11 protein-coding genes are annotated in these 15,537 nt (G+C 60.1%); 6 read left to right on the top strand and 5 right to left on the bottom strand.

Annotated elements, in window-relative coordinates:
• Positions 1-18 precede the first annotated feature (18 nt).
• Complete coding sequence (locus KVG85_RS00055; RefSeq protein WP_217862628.1) at positions 19-396, top strand: DUF6124 family protein; 378 nt, start codon at positions 19-21, stop codon at positions 394-396.
• Positions 397-528: 132 nt separating this feature from the next.
• On the opposite strand, the gene KVG85_RS00050 is transcribed toward KVG85_RS00055, so the two are convergent.
• Positions 529-888, bottom strand: coding sequence for a PilZ domain-containing protein (locus KVG85_RS00050; protein WP_212616999.1), 360 nt, complete (start codon positions 886-888; stop codon positions 529-531).
• A 231-nt stretch (positions 889-1,119) separates the two neighbouring features.
• Positions 1,120-1,506 (bottom strand): tetratricopeptide repeat protein, encoded by a 387-nt coding sequence (locus KVG85_RS00045; RefSeq protein ID WP_016773461.1) that lies wholly within the window; start codon positions 1,504-1,506, stop codon positions 1,120-1,122.
• Between the two features lie 172 nt (positions 1,507-1,678).
• Here KVG85_RS00045 and pyk point away from each other — a divergent pair, with 172 nt between their 5' ends.
• Together pyk and KVG85_RS00035 are read left to right on the top strand one after the other, a co-directional pair.
• Positions 1,679-3,130 carry a pyruvate kinase gene (gene pyk, locus KVG85_RS00040; protein ID WP_024014116.1) on the top strand — a complete coding sequence of 484 codons (1,452 nt, stop codon included), beginning with the start codon at positions 1,679-1,681 and terminating at the stop codon, positions 3,128-3,130.
• A 201-nt stretch (positions 3,131-3,331) separates the two neighbouring features.
• Positions 3,332-4,627 (top strand): hypothetical protein, encoded by a 1,296-nt coding sequence (locus KVG85_RS00035; RefSeq protein WP_217862626.1) that lies wholly within the window; start codon positions 3,332-3,334, stop codon positions 4,625-4,627.
• A gap of 137 nt (positions 4,628-4,764) precedes the next feature.
• On the opposite strand, the gene KVG85_RS00030 is transcribed toward KVG85_RS00035, so the two are convergent.
• From KVG85_RS00030 to KVG85_RS00020, 3 genes are read right to left on the bottom strand one after another with little or no spacing between them, the layout of a single operon-like run.
• Positions 4,765-5,508, bottom strand: a complete 744-nt coding sequence (locus KVG85_RS00030) for an enoyl-CoA hydratase-related protein (RefSeq protein WP_217862625.1) — start codon at positions 5,506-5,508, stop codon at positions 4,765-4,767.
• A 28-nt stretch (positions 5,509-5,536) separates the two neighbouring features.
• Positions 5,537-6,472: an iron-sulfur-binding ferredoxin reductase gene (locus KVG85_RS00025; protein WP_217862624.1), complete on the bottom strand. Its 936-nt coding sequence runs from the start codon at positions 6,470-6,472 to the stop codon at positions 5,537-5,539.
• Positions 6,465-7,571, bottom strand: a complete 1,107-nt coding sequence (locus KVG85_RS00020; RefSeq protein WP_217862623.1) for a GGDEF domain-containing protein — start codon at positions 7,569-7,571, stop codon at positions 6,465-6,467. The genes KVG85_RS00025 and KVG85_RS00020 overlap by 8 nt, the downstream gene beginning before the upstream one ends.
• Positions 7,572-8,058: 487 nt before the next feature.
• On the opposite strand from KVG85_RS00020, the gene KVG85_RS00015 reads away from it, so the two are divergent.
• The 3 genes from KVG85_RS00015 to KVG85_RS00005 all read left to right on the top strand — a co-directional run.
• Positions 8,059-9,582 carry a fumarate hydratase gene (locus tag KVG85_RS00015; RefSeq protein WP_016773454.1) on the top strand — a complete coding sequence of 508 codons (1,524 nt, stop codon included), beginning with the start codon at positions 8,059-8,061 and terminating at the stop codon, positions 9,580-9,582.
• A 199-nt stretch (positions 9,583-9,781) separates the two neighbouring features.
• Complete coding sequence (locus tag KVG85_RS00010; RefSeq protein ID WP_217862622.1) at positions 9,782-14,263, top strand: SpvB/TcaC N-terminal domain-containing protein; 4,482 nt, start codon at positions 9,782-9,784, stop codon at positions 14,261-14,263.
• The coding region (locus KVG85_RS00005; RefSeq protein ID WP_367615303.1) for an RHS repeat domain-containing protein at positions 14,260-15,537 on the top strand (1,278 nt) is incomplete at its 3' end. The genes KVG85_RS00010 and KVG85_RS00005, both read left to right, overlap by 4 nt.

Below are 15,537 nucleotides of genomic sequence, written 5' to 3'. Positions count from 1 at the left end.
CAACCAAGGGTTATCACCATGATCAAACCAACACCAAATCCCCCTGAAACCGAAGACTCGACCTCCCCCTACGCTTCCCCCGATTCCACCAGACTCCACGAGGCCGCTGAAAAAGCCCTCGATCACTACCTCAAAAAACCCGCTGCTGCGCCGTCGCGCAATTCCGTCGATCGCGGCATGCAGATGTTCATGGTCGCGCCCGACATCAACCCCGAAGCGATGGCCATTCAGACCTACGAAACCTTTTCTTCGGTCAGCATTCTGCTGCTCGACCTGGCGGACAGCCTTGAGGACAAGCCGCGACATCTGGCGATGGCGATCTATCAGTTGAGCGAGATGGGGTTATTGCTGGCGGAGAAGGCGCTGGATCAGGAGCGGGCGATCGCGGTCGCCTGACTTTAAAGATGGGTTGGCGGGACTGGCGCTTTCGCGAGCAGGCTCGCTCCCACAGGGTGTCCGCATTCCTTCAGATGAAATGCCATTCCATGTGGGAGCGAGCCTGCTCGCGAAGCTTTTGACGGTATCGAATCAAGCCGAGGCCGGCAGTGGCTGGAAACTGAAGTACTGCTGCAGCGCCAGCACCAGCTCGCCGAACTCCGCCGGTGCGCGGCGCAGGATGAAACCAGCGTCGTAATGCAGCGGTGTGGCGTCTTCATGGCACCACACGCAGCAGGCGCTGAAATCGATGACTTGCTGGCTGCCATCACGGGCCGGGACTTTGAGGCGTAACTGGAAATCTGCCCCGATCATCATCGGCAGCTGGCTGATCAGCATCAGCCCGTCCGCAGACACGTTGCCGAGAAAGCCGACGGGTTTGTCGGTGATGCTATTGAACACTCTGAGGTAATACGGCAACTGGTGCCGTTCGATCCGGCGGTCGGTAAACATGATGTGCTGTACGCCATGCAGGGCTCCGCCAGGGAGCCGCACCTGTGCTTCGGAACGAGCCTGTAGGCAGGCCCGCTCTCCCCGCTTCCGGTGTGACGGTCGCGACAATCGCCGTCACTTTTACCACTGCCAGTCGCAGGTGTTGCGCCGCCATCGAGACAAGCCTCGCAAGCGGTTTCCTTGACTATAGCGGAGCTTGTACAGACGGCCAGATTTTGTACGACAGTACCGTCAGAAGCGTGTCGGCCGCACCACCGCAGCGGCGCTGCGTGTCGGGTAATGGCCCAGGCTCTGCAGGGTTTCCAGACGCGCGCGGGCGCGGTAGGCATATTCGCTGTTGGGGTACGAAGCGATGATGAACTGGTAGGTCTGCACCGCGTCGATGTACAGCTTCTGCCGTTCCAGGCACTGGCCGCGCATCATCGACACTTCCGGCCACACGTACGGGCGGGCGCGGCTGGCGCGTTCGACCTTGGACAGTTCAAGCATGACCTGCTCGCAATTGCCACGTTCATAGGCGCTGTAGGCGTTGTTCAAATGATGGTTCATCGACCAACGGGTGCAGCCCGTCGCGGCGAGGACGCTGAGGGCAAGGGCGGCAATGGGCAACAATCGCATGGGGGTTCTCCTGTCTTGTGCTCTGTATCGACCCCTGGTCGGAAATCTTCAGGCGCGTTTGTCCCGAAGTTGCCACGTTCAATAAAGAAAACGATAAGTAGTGCATTCGAACAATGACTACACCCTTCGAGCATAGTAGCCTCTGCCTGCGCTTGAACTCAGGAGTCTTTGCATGTCCGTCCGTCGTACCAAAATCGTCGCTACCCTTGGCCCGGCCAGTAACTCGCCGGAAGTTCTCGAACAGCTGATTCTGGCTGGTCTGGACGTTGCCCGTCTGAACTTCTCCCACGGCACCCCCGACGAGCACAAGGCTCGCGCGAAACTGGTGCGTGACCTCGCTGCCAAGCACGGCCGCTTCGTCGCCCTGCTCGGCGACCTGCAAGGCCCGAAAATCCGTATCGCCAAATTCGCCAACAAGAAGATCGAGCTGAAGATCGGTGACAAATTCACCTTCTCCACCAGCCATCCGTTGACCGAAGGCAACCAGCAAGTGGTCGGCATCGACTACCCGGATCTGGTCAAGGATTGCGGCGTGGGCGACGAGCTGCTGCTCGACGACGGCCGCGTGGTGATGCGCGTTGAAACCGCCACTGCCACCGAGCTGCATTGCGTGGTGACCATCGGCGGCCCGCTGTCCGACCACAAAGGCATCAACCGTCGCGGTGGTGGTCTGACCGCGCCGGCCCTGACTGAAAAAGACAAGGCCGACATCAAGCTCGCCGCCGAAATGGAAGTCGACTACCTCGCAGTGTCCTTCCCGCGTGACGCCGCCGACATGGAATACGCCCGTCAACTGCGCGACGAAGCCGGCGGCACTGCCTGGCTGGTGGCGAAGATCGAACGCGCCGAAGCCGTGGCCGACGACGAAACCCTCGATGGCCTGATCAAGGCCTCCGACGCAGTGATGGTTGCTCGTGGCGACCTCGGCGTGGAAATCGGCGATGCCGAGCTGGTGGGCATTCAGAAGAAAATCATTTTGCACGCACGTCGCCACAACAAGGCGGTGATCGTGGCGACGCAGATGATGGAGTCGATGATCCAGAACCCGATGCCGACCCGCGCCGAAGTGTCCGACGTGGCCAACGCCGTGCTCGACTACACCGACGCCGTGATGCTCTCGGCCGAATCCGCCGCTGGTCTCTACCCGCTGGAAGCCGTGCAGGCGATGGCGCGCATCTGCGTCGGCGCCGAGAAGCACCCGACCGGCAAGACCTCCAGCCACCGCATCGGCAAGGAATTCAGCCGCTGCGACGAGAGCATTGCGCTGGCGACCATGTACACCGCCAACCACTTCCCGGGCGTCAAAGCGATCATCGCGTTGACTGAAAGCGGCTTCACCCCGCTGATCATGTCGCGTATCCGCTCCTCGGTGCCGATCTACGCGTTCACCCCGCACCGCGAAGCCCAGGCCCGCGCGGCGATGTTCCGTGGCGTCTACACCATCCCGTTCGACCCGGCCTCGCTGGAACCGCACGAAGTCAGCCAGAAAGCCATCGACGAACTGACCAAGCGCGGCGTCGTGGAAAAAGGCGACTGGGTCATCCTGACCAAGGGCGACAGCTACCACACCACTGGCGGCACCAACGGCATGAAGATCCTGCATGTCGGTGATCCGCAGGTCTGAGTGACCGGCCGCTGAAACGCAAAAGCCCCGCCATGTGAATGGCGGGGCTTTTTGTTGTCTGCATGTCGCTGAAAACCAGTTTTCACAGAATGTCAACTGTCAGTTCTGTCAGTTGTTGCAAGAGCCATTCTTGACTAGCGTGCTACTGCACCACCCAATCACTCAAGACTGGACACGACTCGTGATCAAGGAGGATTGAAGATGGACGCTGCGGCAAACATCTCGCCAGGTAAATTCGATCCAACGTTTGGCAATCAGGGCGTTGCCACTCCGAAAAAACCTCCCGATTTTTCAGGAAACCTTGTCCTGCGGGGGGTGATGGTCGACAAATCAGGGCGCACCTATATCGCGGGAAGCGTAGGCCAATCGAACGGTGATGCCTACTACTTGATCAGACTGGATAGCAACGGCGTACACGACACTCAATTTGGCCAGAGTGGCTACGTAACCGGTCAATTTGAGGACGGAGAAGGATCGCATTCCTTCGCTACCGAAATAGTGGAACAGGCCGACGGCAAACTGCTGCTCATCGGCAGTTTCTTTCAGGCTAACCTCAAGCGTGCCATAGGGGTCGTGCGTCTCGACGTCGCTGGCTACCTTGATCCGGCATTCAACAAAACCGGCAAAGTCGCCGTTTACCTCTCGGATGACGACACGGCAGATCAGAAGCACCAGCAACTACCCAACGCAGCGAACTCAAAAACCGGTAGCCAGCGGTCGACCGTTCTGCCTGACGGCAAGATCATATTGCATACCACCGTAGATCGGGATGGAAACAAAGTGGCGACAGCCGTCATTCGACTCTTGCCTGACGGCACACGGGATATTGAATTCAACGAGGGAGAAATCGCCTATGTTCTCCACCCGAATTTCACTCACACGGAGCTATACGATCTATTGGCAAAACAGGATGGGACCTACGTGCTCGCGGGCTGTGTACGTGGCAATGATCCTTACCGGGCAGTACTCAACCGCTTGACTGCTACCGGGAAAATTGATGACTCGTTCGCCGTTGATGGCTTTGAAGTGATGGATCCAGTAGAAAACTCGCTGAGCGTCAATGTCTTGAAAGTTATCGGGCAGACGAGTAAGCGGCTGTTATCCGTTGGGTATACCGAGCCTGCACACCATGGCGTATTGATCAGCCGGGAATCCGACGGCAAACCCAACATCCAGTTCAACGCAGGCAAACCACTTCTGAGCAGACTGCAAGGCATTGACACCTTATGGCTTGACGCGTCCATCCAGAGCAGCGGACACATACTTGTTGCCGGGCTGAGTCAACTGTCCTCTGGTTTTAACCATGTTATTGCCAGATTCACCGATGACGGCAAATTGGACACGGATTTTGCGGATGGCAAAGGCTGGGGAGTGTTCGACCTGGAGAGGGGGATCTGGACTGGCGTTGCAATCGGTGAAGGTAAAATGACGTTCCTCGGCCAAAGGCAAGTCGACGGGCAACAGGTTCAATGCGTCGGCCGTGGATTGATCGAGTGACCTGGCGACGAGTTTACCGGCTGCCCCTGATTGAGAGTTTTATGGTCTGGTCAACCCCTTTCGCGAGCAGGCTCGCTCCCAACTTTGAAATGCGTTCCCCCGTGGGAGCGAGCCTGCTCGCGAAGGCGTCTTGACCGTCACCGAAAAAACCTGCTCAACGCCGCCACCGCCTCCGGCGAACGCAGGCGCTGGGTGAACAACGCACCCTCCTCCTCGATCACCTTGCGCAGCAGATCCCGATCCGGCGCTCGCATCAATTGCTTGCTGATGCGCACCGCTTCGGCCGGCAATTCATCAAACCGCAGCGCCACTTCTCGCGCCTTGCTCAACGCCGCTTCACCGCTGTCCAGCGCTTCGGTGGCGATCCCCCATTGCGCAGCCTGCTCGCCGCTAAAGCCTTCACCGAGCAATAACAGCTCCGCAGCTTTCGCCTGCCCGAGCAAACGCGGCAGGATCAGGCTGGAACCGAATTCGGGACACAATCCGAGGTTGACGAAAGGCATGCGCAGCCGGGCGTCGCGGCTGACATAGACCAGATCGCAGTGCAGCAACATCGTCGTGCCGATGCCTACCGCTGCACCGGCGACGGCGGCGATCACTGGTTTGCGGCATTCGAGCAGGTTAAGCATGAAGTGGAACACCGGGCTGTCGAGGTCGCTCGGCGGTTGCTCGATAAAGTCGGCGATGTCGTTGCCGGCGGTGAAGCACTCGGCGCTGCCGCTGATCAGCACGGCGTTGATTTGCGGGTCATCGTTGGCCTGTTTCAGTGCTTCGGCGAGGCGGCTGTACATGGCGCGGGTCAGGGCGTTTTTCTTGTCCGGGCGGTTGAGGCGCAGGGTCAGCAAACCGCGTTCGCGTTCCAGCAGGATGGCTTCGGTCATGGCGTGTCTCGCGTCTGAAAATCAGCGCTCAACCACGGCTCACAAATACGTCGGCCAGCAGTTGATTGCGCGGCAATCCAGCCAGGTACAGACGCTTGGCGAACGCGTCGACACTGGCCGTCGAGCCGCAGACTAAGGCCAGGGTCTGCCGGGAAACAAGGCGCAGTTGCGCCAAAGCGGCGGCCGACTCGGCCGCGGCCCACAGCTCGACACTGAGGTTTTCCCGCTGCGCAGCCAGTGCAGCAAGGGGTTTGGCCAGATAGTGCTCGCGTTCGTCATGGGCCAGGTGAATGACGCGGATGGCGCCTTGGTGATCCTGACGCAAGGCTTCGCGCAGCACACCGAACAACGGACCTAAACCGGTACCGGCGGCCAGCAGCCACAGCGGGCGCGTATGCCAGTCCGGGTCATAGTGCAAAGCACCACCGCGCAGCTCGCCGAGGCGGATCGAGTCGCCGATCTGCAGCTTGCGGGCGGCATCGATGAATTCGCCGGGCTGGCGGCAGTCGAGGTGAAATTCAAGGAATCGGTCTTCTTGCGGCAGGCTCGCCAGCGAGTAAGGCCGGGCGATGTGGCCGATCCACAACACCAGATGCTGGCCGGCGCTGTAGCGCAATGGCCGCTGCGGGGTCAGGCGCAGGCGCAGAACGCTATCGCTGAGCCAGTCCAGCGCTTCGACCAAGGCCGGGCGACCGTCGCTGATCGGGTCGAAGGTGTGTACCTGCAAGTCTTCGACCACCTGACACTGACAGGCCAGGCGCCACCCGTCCTGACGTTGCTCGGCACTCAAGGCGTCCGGACGATTGTCGGCGGGTACGCCTTGAACGCATTGCACCAGACAGGCATGGCAACTGCCGGCGCGGCAGCTGTAGGGCACGGTGACGCCGTTATGGTTGAGGGCATCGAGCAGATTGCTGCCCGCCTCAACCGTCCACTGCCGATCACCGACGCGCAATTCAGGCATCAACGTTCTCCCACGCGGGGGCACAACGATTGCGCCCGTCACGCTTGGCCCGGTACAGCGCCTGATCGGCACGCTGCAACGCCTCGTCCAGATCATCGCCGACCGCCAGCAGGGTCATGCCCGCGGACAGGCTCAGGTTGCGCACTTGCAGGCCCATCAATTCCACCTCGCTGAAGGCGATGCGCAAACGCTCGCAACACGCGGTCAGGCGTTCGGCATCGCAGTCGGGCACTAGCACCACGAATTCCTCGCCACCATAGCGCGCCAGCACGTCACCGTCGCGCAGACAGGCTTGCGCCACCCCGGCAAACGCCTGCAACACCTGATCGCCGGCGGCGTGGCCGTGCAGATCGTTGATGCGTTTGAAGTGGTCCAGATCGATCAGCGCCAGCCCGTGCATCACGTCGCTATCCAGCGCGTTCAGCTCGCGCGAGGCGATGCGCAGGAAATGCCGGCGATTGAACAGCCCGGTCAGTTCGTCGGTGGCCACCAGATCTTCAAGCTGGCGCATCATCCCGCGCAGGGTGTCCTGATGCGCCTGCAAGGCAAACCGACGCTGGCGCTGACGTTGCCGCGAAACCTGCACAAACCGCGCGTAAAGCACCAGCCACGCCAAAACCATCGCCAGAATGCACACTTGCAACGCCGCGAGCGCAGGCTCGGCCAAGCGGAAGTGGTAAGCGTCCCACAGGGTAATCGCGGAGAAACTGAAGAACACCAGCAGCGCGCAGCGGATGAACACCCGTCGGGTGAGATGGAACAGGCCGAACAGCAGGATCAGCACATAGAACACCAGAAACGCGCCGCGCGCCTCGTCGACATGGGCGATCAGCCACGTCTGCCAGCCGAGGCCCATCAGCACTTGCGCTTCGGTCAGGCTGGGGTCGGCGAAATGTTGGTTGCGCCCGCTCCAGAACAGCCCGAACAGCGTCGCCTGACTGATGACCACCAGGGCACTGCCGATGGCCACGCCACTGAGCGATTGCTGGTAATGCCCGGTGAAAAACGCCAGCCACAGCAGCAGCAAAGCCAATCCGTAGGTGGCCGCAGCGAGGGCGAAGCGTTTGAGCAAAAGGCGTTGAATGGCGTTATGGGTCAATCGTTGACTCACCGTGCGATAGGAGGCTGACCGAGTGTCCTACTCTACAGACCGGATGCCACTTTAGAGGGCCGGTCGCTAAATGACCACCGATTTTCGGGCTCGAAAATTGACGTCAAATGCATGACCTGATTGAGCTGCATTGATGCCCGCACCAGGTCCCTGTGGTGAGGGGTTTTATCTTCGATGGGCTGCGAAGTGGCCCCTTGCAACCTGTCAATCACACTGAGCTCACAGGTTTTACGACTGCTGCGCAGCCGAGCGGGGATAAATCCCCTCGCCACAGGGTCATCCGACCAAAAGCCAATGTGTGCCCACCACCGAGGCGCGGTATACTGCCGCGCCTTTTTAGCGTCGCGCCACAAAAAGACAGCTACAAGCCGCAAGCCTGAAGCGGCAAGCTCAAGCTGTCCGCGTAATGCTTTAACTTGCCGCTCGAAGCTAGAAGCTTGTAGCTGCCCCATCGTGTTTTAGAGGAGCGCGACTCATGACCGTGATCAAGCAAGATGACCTGATTCAGAGCGTTGCCGACGCCCTGCAGTTCATTTCCTATTACCACCCCGTGGATTTCATCCAGGCGATGCACGAAGCCTACCTGCGCGAAGAATCGCCAGCGGCCCGTGATTCGATGGCCCAGATCCTGATCAACTCGCGCATGTGCGCCACCGGCCATCGCCCGATCTGCCAGGACACCGGTATCGTCACCGTGTTCGTCCGTGTCGGCATGGACGTGCGCTGGGATGGCGCCACCATGGGCCTGGACGACATGATCAACGAAGGCGTGCGTCGCGCCTACAACCTGCCGGAAAACGTCCTGCGGGCCTCGATCCTTGCCGACCCGGCAGGCGCTCGCAAGAACACCAAGGACAACACCCCGGCCGTAATTCACTACTCCATCGTCCCGGGTAACACCGTGGAAGTGGACGTGGCGGCCAAGGGCGGCGGTTCCGAGAACAAGTCGAAAATGGCCATGCTCAACCCGTCCGACTCGATCGTCGACTGGGTATTGAAGACCGTGCCGACCATGGGCGCCGGCTGGTGCCCACCGGGCATGCTGGGTATCGGCATCGGCGGTACCGCCGAGAAAGCTGCGGTGATGGCCAAGGAAGTGTTGATGGAATCCATCGACATTCACGAGCTCAAGGCCCGTGGCCCGCAGAACCGCATCGAAGAAATGCGTCTGGAGCTGTTCGAGAAGGTCAACCAGTTGGGCATCGGCGCCCAGGGCCTTGGTGGCCTGACCACCGTGCTCGACGTGAAGATCATGGACTACCCGACCCACGCCGCATCCTTGCCGGTGTGCATGATCCCCAACTGCGCCGCCACCCGTCACGCACACTTTGTGCTCGACGGTTCTGGCCCGGCCTCGCTGGAGGCGCCACCGCTGGACGCCTACCCGGAAATCGTCTGGGAAGCCGGCCCGTCGGCGCGTCGCGTCAACCTCGACACCCTGACCCCGGAAGACGTGCAGAGCTGGAAGCCGGGCGAAACCGTGCTGCTCAACGGCAAGATGCTCACCGGTCGCGACGCCGCGCACAAGCGCATGGTCGAGATGCTCAACAAGGGTGAAACCCTGCCGGTCGACCTCAAGGGTCGCTTCATCTACTACGTCGGCCCGGTTGATCCGGTTGGTGACGAAGTGGTTGGCCCGGCCGGCCCGACCACCGCAACGCGGATGGACAAGTTCACCCGGCAGATCCTCGAGCAGACCGGCCTGTTGGGCATGATCGGCAAGTCCGAGCGCGGCCCGACCGCGATCGACGCGATCAAGGACAACAAGGCTGTTTACCTGATGGCCGTCGGCGGCGCCGCTTATCTGGTTGCGCAAGCGATCAAGAAGTCCAAGGTGCTGGCATTTGCCGAGCTGGGCATGGAAGCGATCTACGAGTTCGAGGTCAAGGACATGCCGGTCACCGTAGCGGTGGACAGCAAAGGTGAGTCGGTACACATCACTGGCCCAGCGATCTGGCAACAGAAGATCAGCGAAAGCCTGGCGGTAGAAGTGCAGTAACCTTCTGTTGTCATGAAAACGGCCGGTGCATTCGCAAAGATGCCCCGGCCGTTTTTGTTTGTTCAAACCAATTGCGATAAAAGAATCGCCCAAGCACAGAAAACGATCTTGCGCACCTGTCAGATCTGACAGGTCCATCTCCGGCCCACTCCTGTTAGCGTCTATCCATAAGCCCCAAGTAGCGCGAATGGACTCGACCATGGCCGATCAAGACCTCAGCATCACAGCTCCTTCCATCGCCAGAAGCTCATCGATCGCCACCATCGGTAAAAGCTGGAGCGCCGTCGGGCCGACCGCCTCGGCTGGATGCGAGTTGCTGCTCCCGCTATCGAGCGGTCGTGACTACGGCCCGCAAATACCCCTGTCAATCAACAGCCAGAGCGGTAACGGTCCGTTTGGCCTTGGTTGCCACCTGGGCCTGAGCCAGATCAGCCGCCGCACCAACAAAGGTGTTCCTCGTTATACCGAGCACGATGAAATCATCGGTCATGACGGCGAGGTATGGATGCCGGAACTCGATGATGCCGGCAACCTGAAGTCGCGTACGGAACGCAGCTACAGAGACCGTCCCATTCCCGAACACAACGTCGTGACTTACCGGGCGCGGATCGAAAGTGATTTTTCCCTGCGCGAATGCTGGCATCCGGCTGACGGAGGAGCCCCTTTCTGGCTGATCCACGGCGCCGACGGTACGTTGCATGTCTACGGCAAAACCACCGCCTCCCGCCGTGCCGACCCCGACGACCCATCACGCATCAGCAGCTGGCTTTTGTGTGAAAGCATGAACGCCCATGGCGAACACATCTGCTACGAGTACAAGGCCGACGATCAGCCTGACGAGCAAGACCCGATTCACGACTACCGCGCCCAGCGCTATCTGCGACGGGTGTGTTACGGCAATGCCACGGCGAGCGATCACCTTTACAGCTGGGACACTGACCGACCGACGGATCTGCCATGGCTTTTTCAACTGGTGTTCGATTACGGCGAACGCAGCGATTCGCTGACGGAGATGCCGAGCTACGGGGAAGTAAACCGCTGGCGGCTGCGACCGGATCCGTTTTCCACCTATGGCCAGGGTTTTGAACTGAGCACCCGCAGGCTCTGCCAGCAAGTGTTGATGTTTCATCACTTCCCTGATGGCCTGGTGGAAGACGCGAAACTTGCACGTCGCCTGCTGCTGGAATATCGACCGTTCCAGAACATTGCGCAGTGGGCCTACAGCCAGATCACGGCGGCGCACTATCAGGCCTTTGACGCCAAAGGCAATGTCGAGCACTCGCCGCCGCTCGAGTTCGAATACTCGCCCTTCGAGATCAATAAGACACCTGCACGCCTGTTGGAAAACGAGACTCAACCGGGCATCGAAGACGGCGGGTTCTACCAATGCGTCGATCTGTATGGCGAGGGCGTGCCGGGTTTTCTCTGCCGCTACGACAACGCCTGGTATTACCGTGAACCGCTGCGCGCGGCGCCTGGCACTGAATTGATCGGTTACGGCCCATGGGCTCTGCTGGACAAGATCCCGGTGGCAGATCGCAACCGCGCCGTGGCGCAGCTGCTTGATCTGACCGGCGACGGGCGCCTGGACCTGATCATCGCCCGGTTGGGTTACTGCGGGTTTCATGCGTTGAATGCGCAGCGGCAATTCGAACTGTTCAGCGAGTTCGACAAGTTTCCCAGGGAACACCAGGATCTGACTTTGACCATGGGTGATTTCAGCGGCGACGGCCTGATGTCAGCGGCGAGCATCAGCCCCGACCGTGTGCGCCTCTATGCCAGCCTGCGGGAAAAAGGCTTCGCCGCCGCACAGGAAATACCCCATGAATACGCTGACGACCGTCTGCCGGTGTTCAGCAACTCGCGAACCGAGCTGGTGCTTCTGGGCAATCTGCTCGGCAGCGACATGCCCGAGCTGTGTCGCATCCGCCATGACGAAGTCCGCTGCTGGCCGAATCTTGGTCACGGCAAGTTCGGCAAGGGTCACAAGATAAGCGCCCTGCCCTTCACCTACGAAGAATTCGATGCCTCACGAGTGCGTCTGGCCGACCTCGATGGCTCCGGCGCGCCGGCATTGATCTATCTCAAATCCGAGGGCTTCGACATCTACCTGAACCGGGGCGGCAATGGTCTGGAGCAGATTCCCGTCAGCGTGCCGTGGCCTGAGGAGGTGCGCTATGACCGTTTGTGCCAGGTCAGTTTCGCCGACCTGCAAGGCCTCGGTTGCGCCAGCCTGATTCTGACGGTGCCGCATATCCAGCCTCGGCATTGGCGCTACGATTTCGTTGCGGCCAAGCCCTATCTGCTGGTCAACAGTAACAACAACATGGGTTGCTCCAGCAGCGTGACCTATCGCAGCTCGGCGCAGGAATGGCTGGATGAAAAGGAGCGGCTGCTGGCACTTGAGCGGGCACCGGTATGTCACCTGCCATTTCCGCTGGCAGTGGTGAAAAAACAGGAGCAGCACGACGAGATCACCGGCAACCGGTTGACCCAGTCGTTTATCTGGCGCGAGGGGTTTTACGACGGCAGGGAACGGGAATTTCGCGGGTTCGGCTATTTGCAGCAACTTGACTGCGAGATTGAAACCGATCATTCAGAGCCCGGCTTCAACGAGCCGGTGCAAACGTGCACCTGGTTTCACAACGGGCAGGACATGAATCGCTCACGCGACGACTATTTCAACGCGGACGTGGACGCCTGCCCGTTAGGCGAAACCCTGTTCAGTCGTTACCACCCCAAGGGTGAAATCGATGAGCCTGTCACGCCGGAAGATTCCGACAGTCGCTACCGGATTGCGCAGGCACTGGTCGGCTCGGTCGCTCGAACAGAAATTTTCCCCTACCGCGCCGATGCGCAGGCGCCCGGTGCGTCCCTGCTGTACTCGGTAGAGGAGAAGCGTTATCTGGTGCGCGAGGTGCGGCCGCAGGGGCCATATGCCGCAGCCGTTCTGCTGCCCCTTCAGGTCGAAGCCATCAGCTATCAGTACGACGGCTTTATCAACGACCCGCTGTGCCGCCACGATGTTGGCCTGCGCTGGGACGCTTATGGCGCCGCCACCCATGCACTTACGGTGAGCTATGCGCGCAGGTTGACCGCCCAGAGCCCGCCCCCCTTCACCGAGGACCATCTGAATCAATGGTGGTCCGATGCTCACGACGAGGCGCAGCAATATTTTTACATCACTGAATCCCGTGCGCGTCTGATCAACCTGCCAGAGCCACAGCAATGGCGATTGGGCTTGCCGTATCAGGAACGGGGCGATGCGCTGAAATTGGCCAAAGGCACGGGCGCCATTGAGTTGAACCCGGCGAGGGTGTCTTTTGAATCATTGAGAAAGCTGCAGGATTTGCAAGAATGGCCCGACGAACGGGTACTGACTTCCCAATCCATACAGCGCTATGTGGACGTAGAAGGTGTTGAGCTGGAGGATGGCGTCGCCGGATTCGAAGCCCTCTCGCATTCTCTGGAGCTTGCCCTGCTGGACAAAACTGCGCTTGACGCTTACAGCATTGTGCCGGAGCTGGACATTCGCTGTGCCCTGCAGGCAATTGGTTACTGCCCCATGCAATTTCTGTTCGAAGCGACGCCGAGTGAGGAACAAAACCTATGGTCGTCGCGGTTCAATCTGGCTCGATACGGCGACGTGCATGCGTTCTACAAAGTGCTCGATTTCAACGAAACGCCAAGCCATGGCGTGACCGAAGCCGAATATGATCCACAATACCTGACAGTCCTTCGCATGAAACTGCCCGACGGGTGTGCGGTTGAGGTAGCGGAGTTCGATTACCACGCCCTGAAACCCAGGCTGATCAAGGACGCCAACGACAACTTCGAAGAAGTCATTTACGAGCCTTCCGGGCAGCCACTGGTCGTCAGCTTTTACGGTACCGAGAATGGTGAACCTGCCGGATTCGAGAAGCTGGGCGTTGGGTGGGAGTTGCCGGACACCAGTCCGGAATACGCCATCCAGTTTCCAGAGGACACCGTAGGCAAAGCAGCAAGCACTCTGCACAAAAACCTGTTTAGCTGGATGGGATCAATCCCCTCCTCCACGCTTCAAACCCGGTCGATCATGCAAGGCGACCTGCTGCCCGGCGGGCAGATCCGCGCCAGCGCACGTCGCCGGCTCGCGCAAAGCCTCAACCTGACGCCTGAAGACCAGCAATTGCTCGAGGCCATTGAACTGGCTTACCGAGAACCGGTACACACCGTAGTGCTCAGCGCCGACCGCTATCCCTACGACACCATCAAGGCACAGATCCAGATTGTCAAAACCTGCGTCGACGGCTTTGGTCGGGTACTGCAAACCCAGCAGAAGGTCGACCCCGGGCTGGCTTATGTGGTGGCTGAGGATGGTGAGTTGCTCATCGAAGAAGGTGAGCAACCGACGCAGACGCGCTGGCGCATCAGCGAACGTGTCGAATACAACAACAAAGGTCTGCCGCAGCGCCAATACCGGCCGTTTTTCGCCAACACCCACCGCTACGTCAATGATCAATCGCTGCGCGAGCTTGGGCTCTTCGATCAGCTGTTCTATGACGCAACGATGCGTCCGATCAAGCTGATCAACGCCAAGGGCGACTTTTCCCGCGAGACTTATCATCCCTGGTATCACGCCAGTGAGGACTTCAACGACACCGCCGAAGAGCTGGTGTCTATGCGTGGGTCAGGCTCATGAGCGCCTCCACACATTGGCGCACGCCTTCGCTGACCGTCAGCGACGGACGTGGCCTGCCAGTCCGTCAGGTCGCTTATTTGCGTACCGTGGCGGGTGACGCGCCTAGCGCACTCGTGACCCGCCAGCACCACGATGTCGCCGGGCGCCTGGTCGCGCAACAGGATCCGCGCCTGCCGATAGCAAACACAACCAGCGTGTTTGCGCTGAACGATATCGCCGTGTTTACCAACAGCCGGGATAGCGGCTGGCGCCTGCTGCTGCCGGGCAGGGCCGGGGAGCCCAGACACCGTTGGGATGAGCGCGGCCATGGCTGGCAATCGACCTTTGACGAGCAATTGCGCGTGGTGCAGCTTGAAGTCTCGGGAAATGGCGAAAATCAGCTCGATACCTTCATTTACGCCTCCGGCTCTGCCGGAGCCGGCTCCAACCTGCGCGGCCGGCTGATCCAGCAGACAGATCCGTCAGGTTCGCTGGAAATCACCAGCTATGCCCTCACCGGACAGGCACTGGTGGAAAAGCGCACTTTTCAAGATAACGAAGCGTTCACTAGCCATCAGGTGTTCAGTCCGCTTGGCGCCGTGCTTGAACAGACCGACGCCGGCGGCCATCGCAGAACCTCGCGCTATGGTCTTGCCGGGCAGCTCAGGCAAATGGAACTGCAAGTGAAGGCGAACATCACGCAAGTCATGCTGGATGCGCACTACAACGCCAACAATCAGATCATCTCGCAACTGGCCGGTAACGGTGTCCAGAGTCAGTGGACGTATGACCCGGCCGACGGACGCCTGCATACGCGCACCAGTCAGAAAACTGCTCACCCCAGATTGCAGGATCTGGAATATTTCTACGATCGCGTCGGTAACATCACTCGCATCGAGGACCACGCCTTCGAGCCCCTCTGGTTCGCCAATCAACGGGTCGACGGCCACCGCGAATTCGACTACGACTCCCTGTACCGCCTGATCCGCGCGACCGGTCATGACGACGCCCTGCCCCCGGACATTCCCGGCCTGCCGCGACCGCCCGACGAGCGAAACCGCCTCAATTACACCGAGACGTATAGCTACGACGATGGCGGCAATCTGACCGAATCGCGTCATCAGCGCGACGGCAATAGTCGCACCCGCACAATGCGCATCGACGACAACAGCAATCGCGGGGTGCGCTGGCAAACAGGCGACGAGCCGCCGGACTTCGGCATCTGGTTCGACACGCACGGCAATCAACGCAAGCTGCACCACGGTCCGTCATTGCACTGGAACAGTCGTGACGAA

Origin of the sequence: Pseudomonas triticicola, from assembly GCF_019145375.1 — a bacterium.
Lineage (GTDB): Bacteria > Pseudomonadota > Gammaproteobacteria > Pseudomonadales > Pseudomonadaceae > Aquipseudomonas > Aquipseudomonas triticicola.
The sequence above is the reverse complement of the archived record's forward strand: the minus strand, read 5'-3'. Positions and strand labels throughout refer to the sequence as shown.

What these genes read in the sequence shown, in the direction of transcription:
- KVG85_RS00015 (WP_016773454.1), top strand. Translation starts at nt 8,059, where the DNA reads ATGACCGTGATCAAGCAAGATGACCTGATTCAGAGCGTTGCCGACGCC.
- KVG85_RS00055 (WP_217862628.1), top strand. Translation starts at nt 19, where the DNA reads ATGATCAAACCAACACCAAATCCCCCTGAAACCGAAGACTCGACCTCC.
- KVG85_RS00030 (WP_217862625.1), bottom strand. Translation starts at nt 5,508, where the DNA reads ATGACCGAAGCCATCCTGCTGGAACGCGAACGCGGTTTGCTGACCCTG.
- KVG85_RS00045 (WP_016773461.1), bottom strand. Translation starts at nt 1,506, where the DNA reads ATGCGATTGTTGCCCATTGCCGCCCTTGCCCTCAGCGTCCTCGCCGCG.
- KVG85_RS00025 (WP_217862624.1), bottom strand. Translation starts at nt 6,472, where the DNA reads ATGCCTGAATTGCGCGTCGGTGATCGGCAGTGGACGGTTGAGGCGGGC.
- KVG85_RS00010 (WP_217862622.1), top strand. Translation starts at nt 9,782, where the DNA reads ATGGCCGATCAAGACCTCAGCATCACAGCTCCTTCCATCGCCAGAAGC.
- pyk (WP_024014116.1), top strand. Translation starts at nt 1,679, where the DNA reads ATGTCCGTCCGTCGTACCAAAATCGTCGCTACCCTTGGCCCGGCCAGT.
- KVG85_RS00050 (WP_212616999.1), bottom strand. Translation starts at nt 888, where the DNA reads ATGTTTACCGACCGCCGGATCGAACGGCACCAGTTGCCGTATTACCTC.
- KVG85_RS00035 (WP_217862626.1), top strand. Translation starts at nt 3,332, where the DNA reads ATGGACGCTGCGGCAAACATCTCGCCAGGTAAATTCGATCCAACGTTT.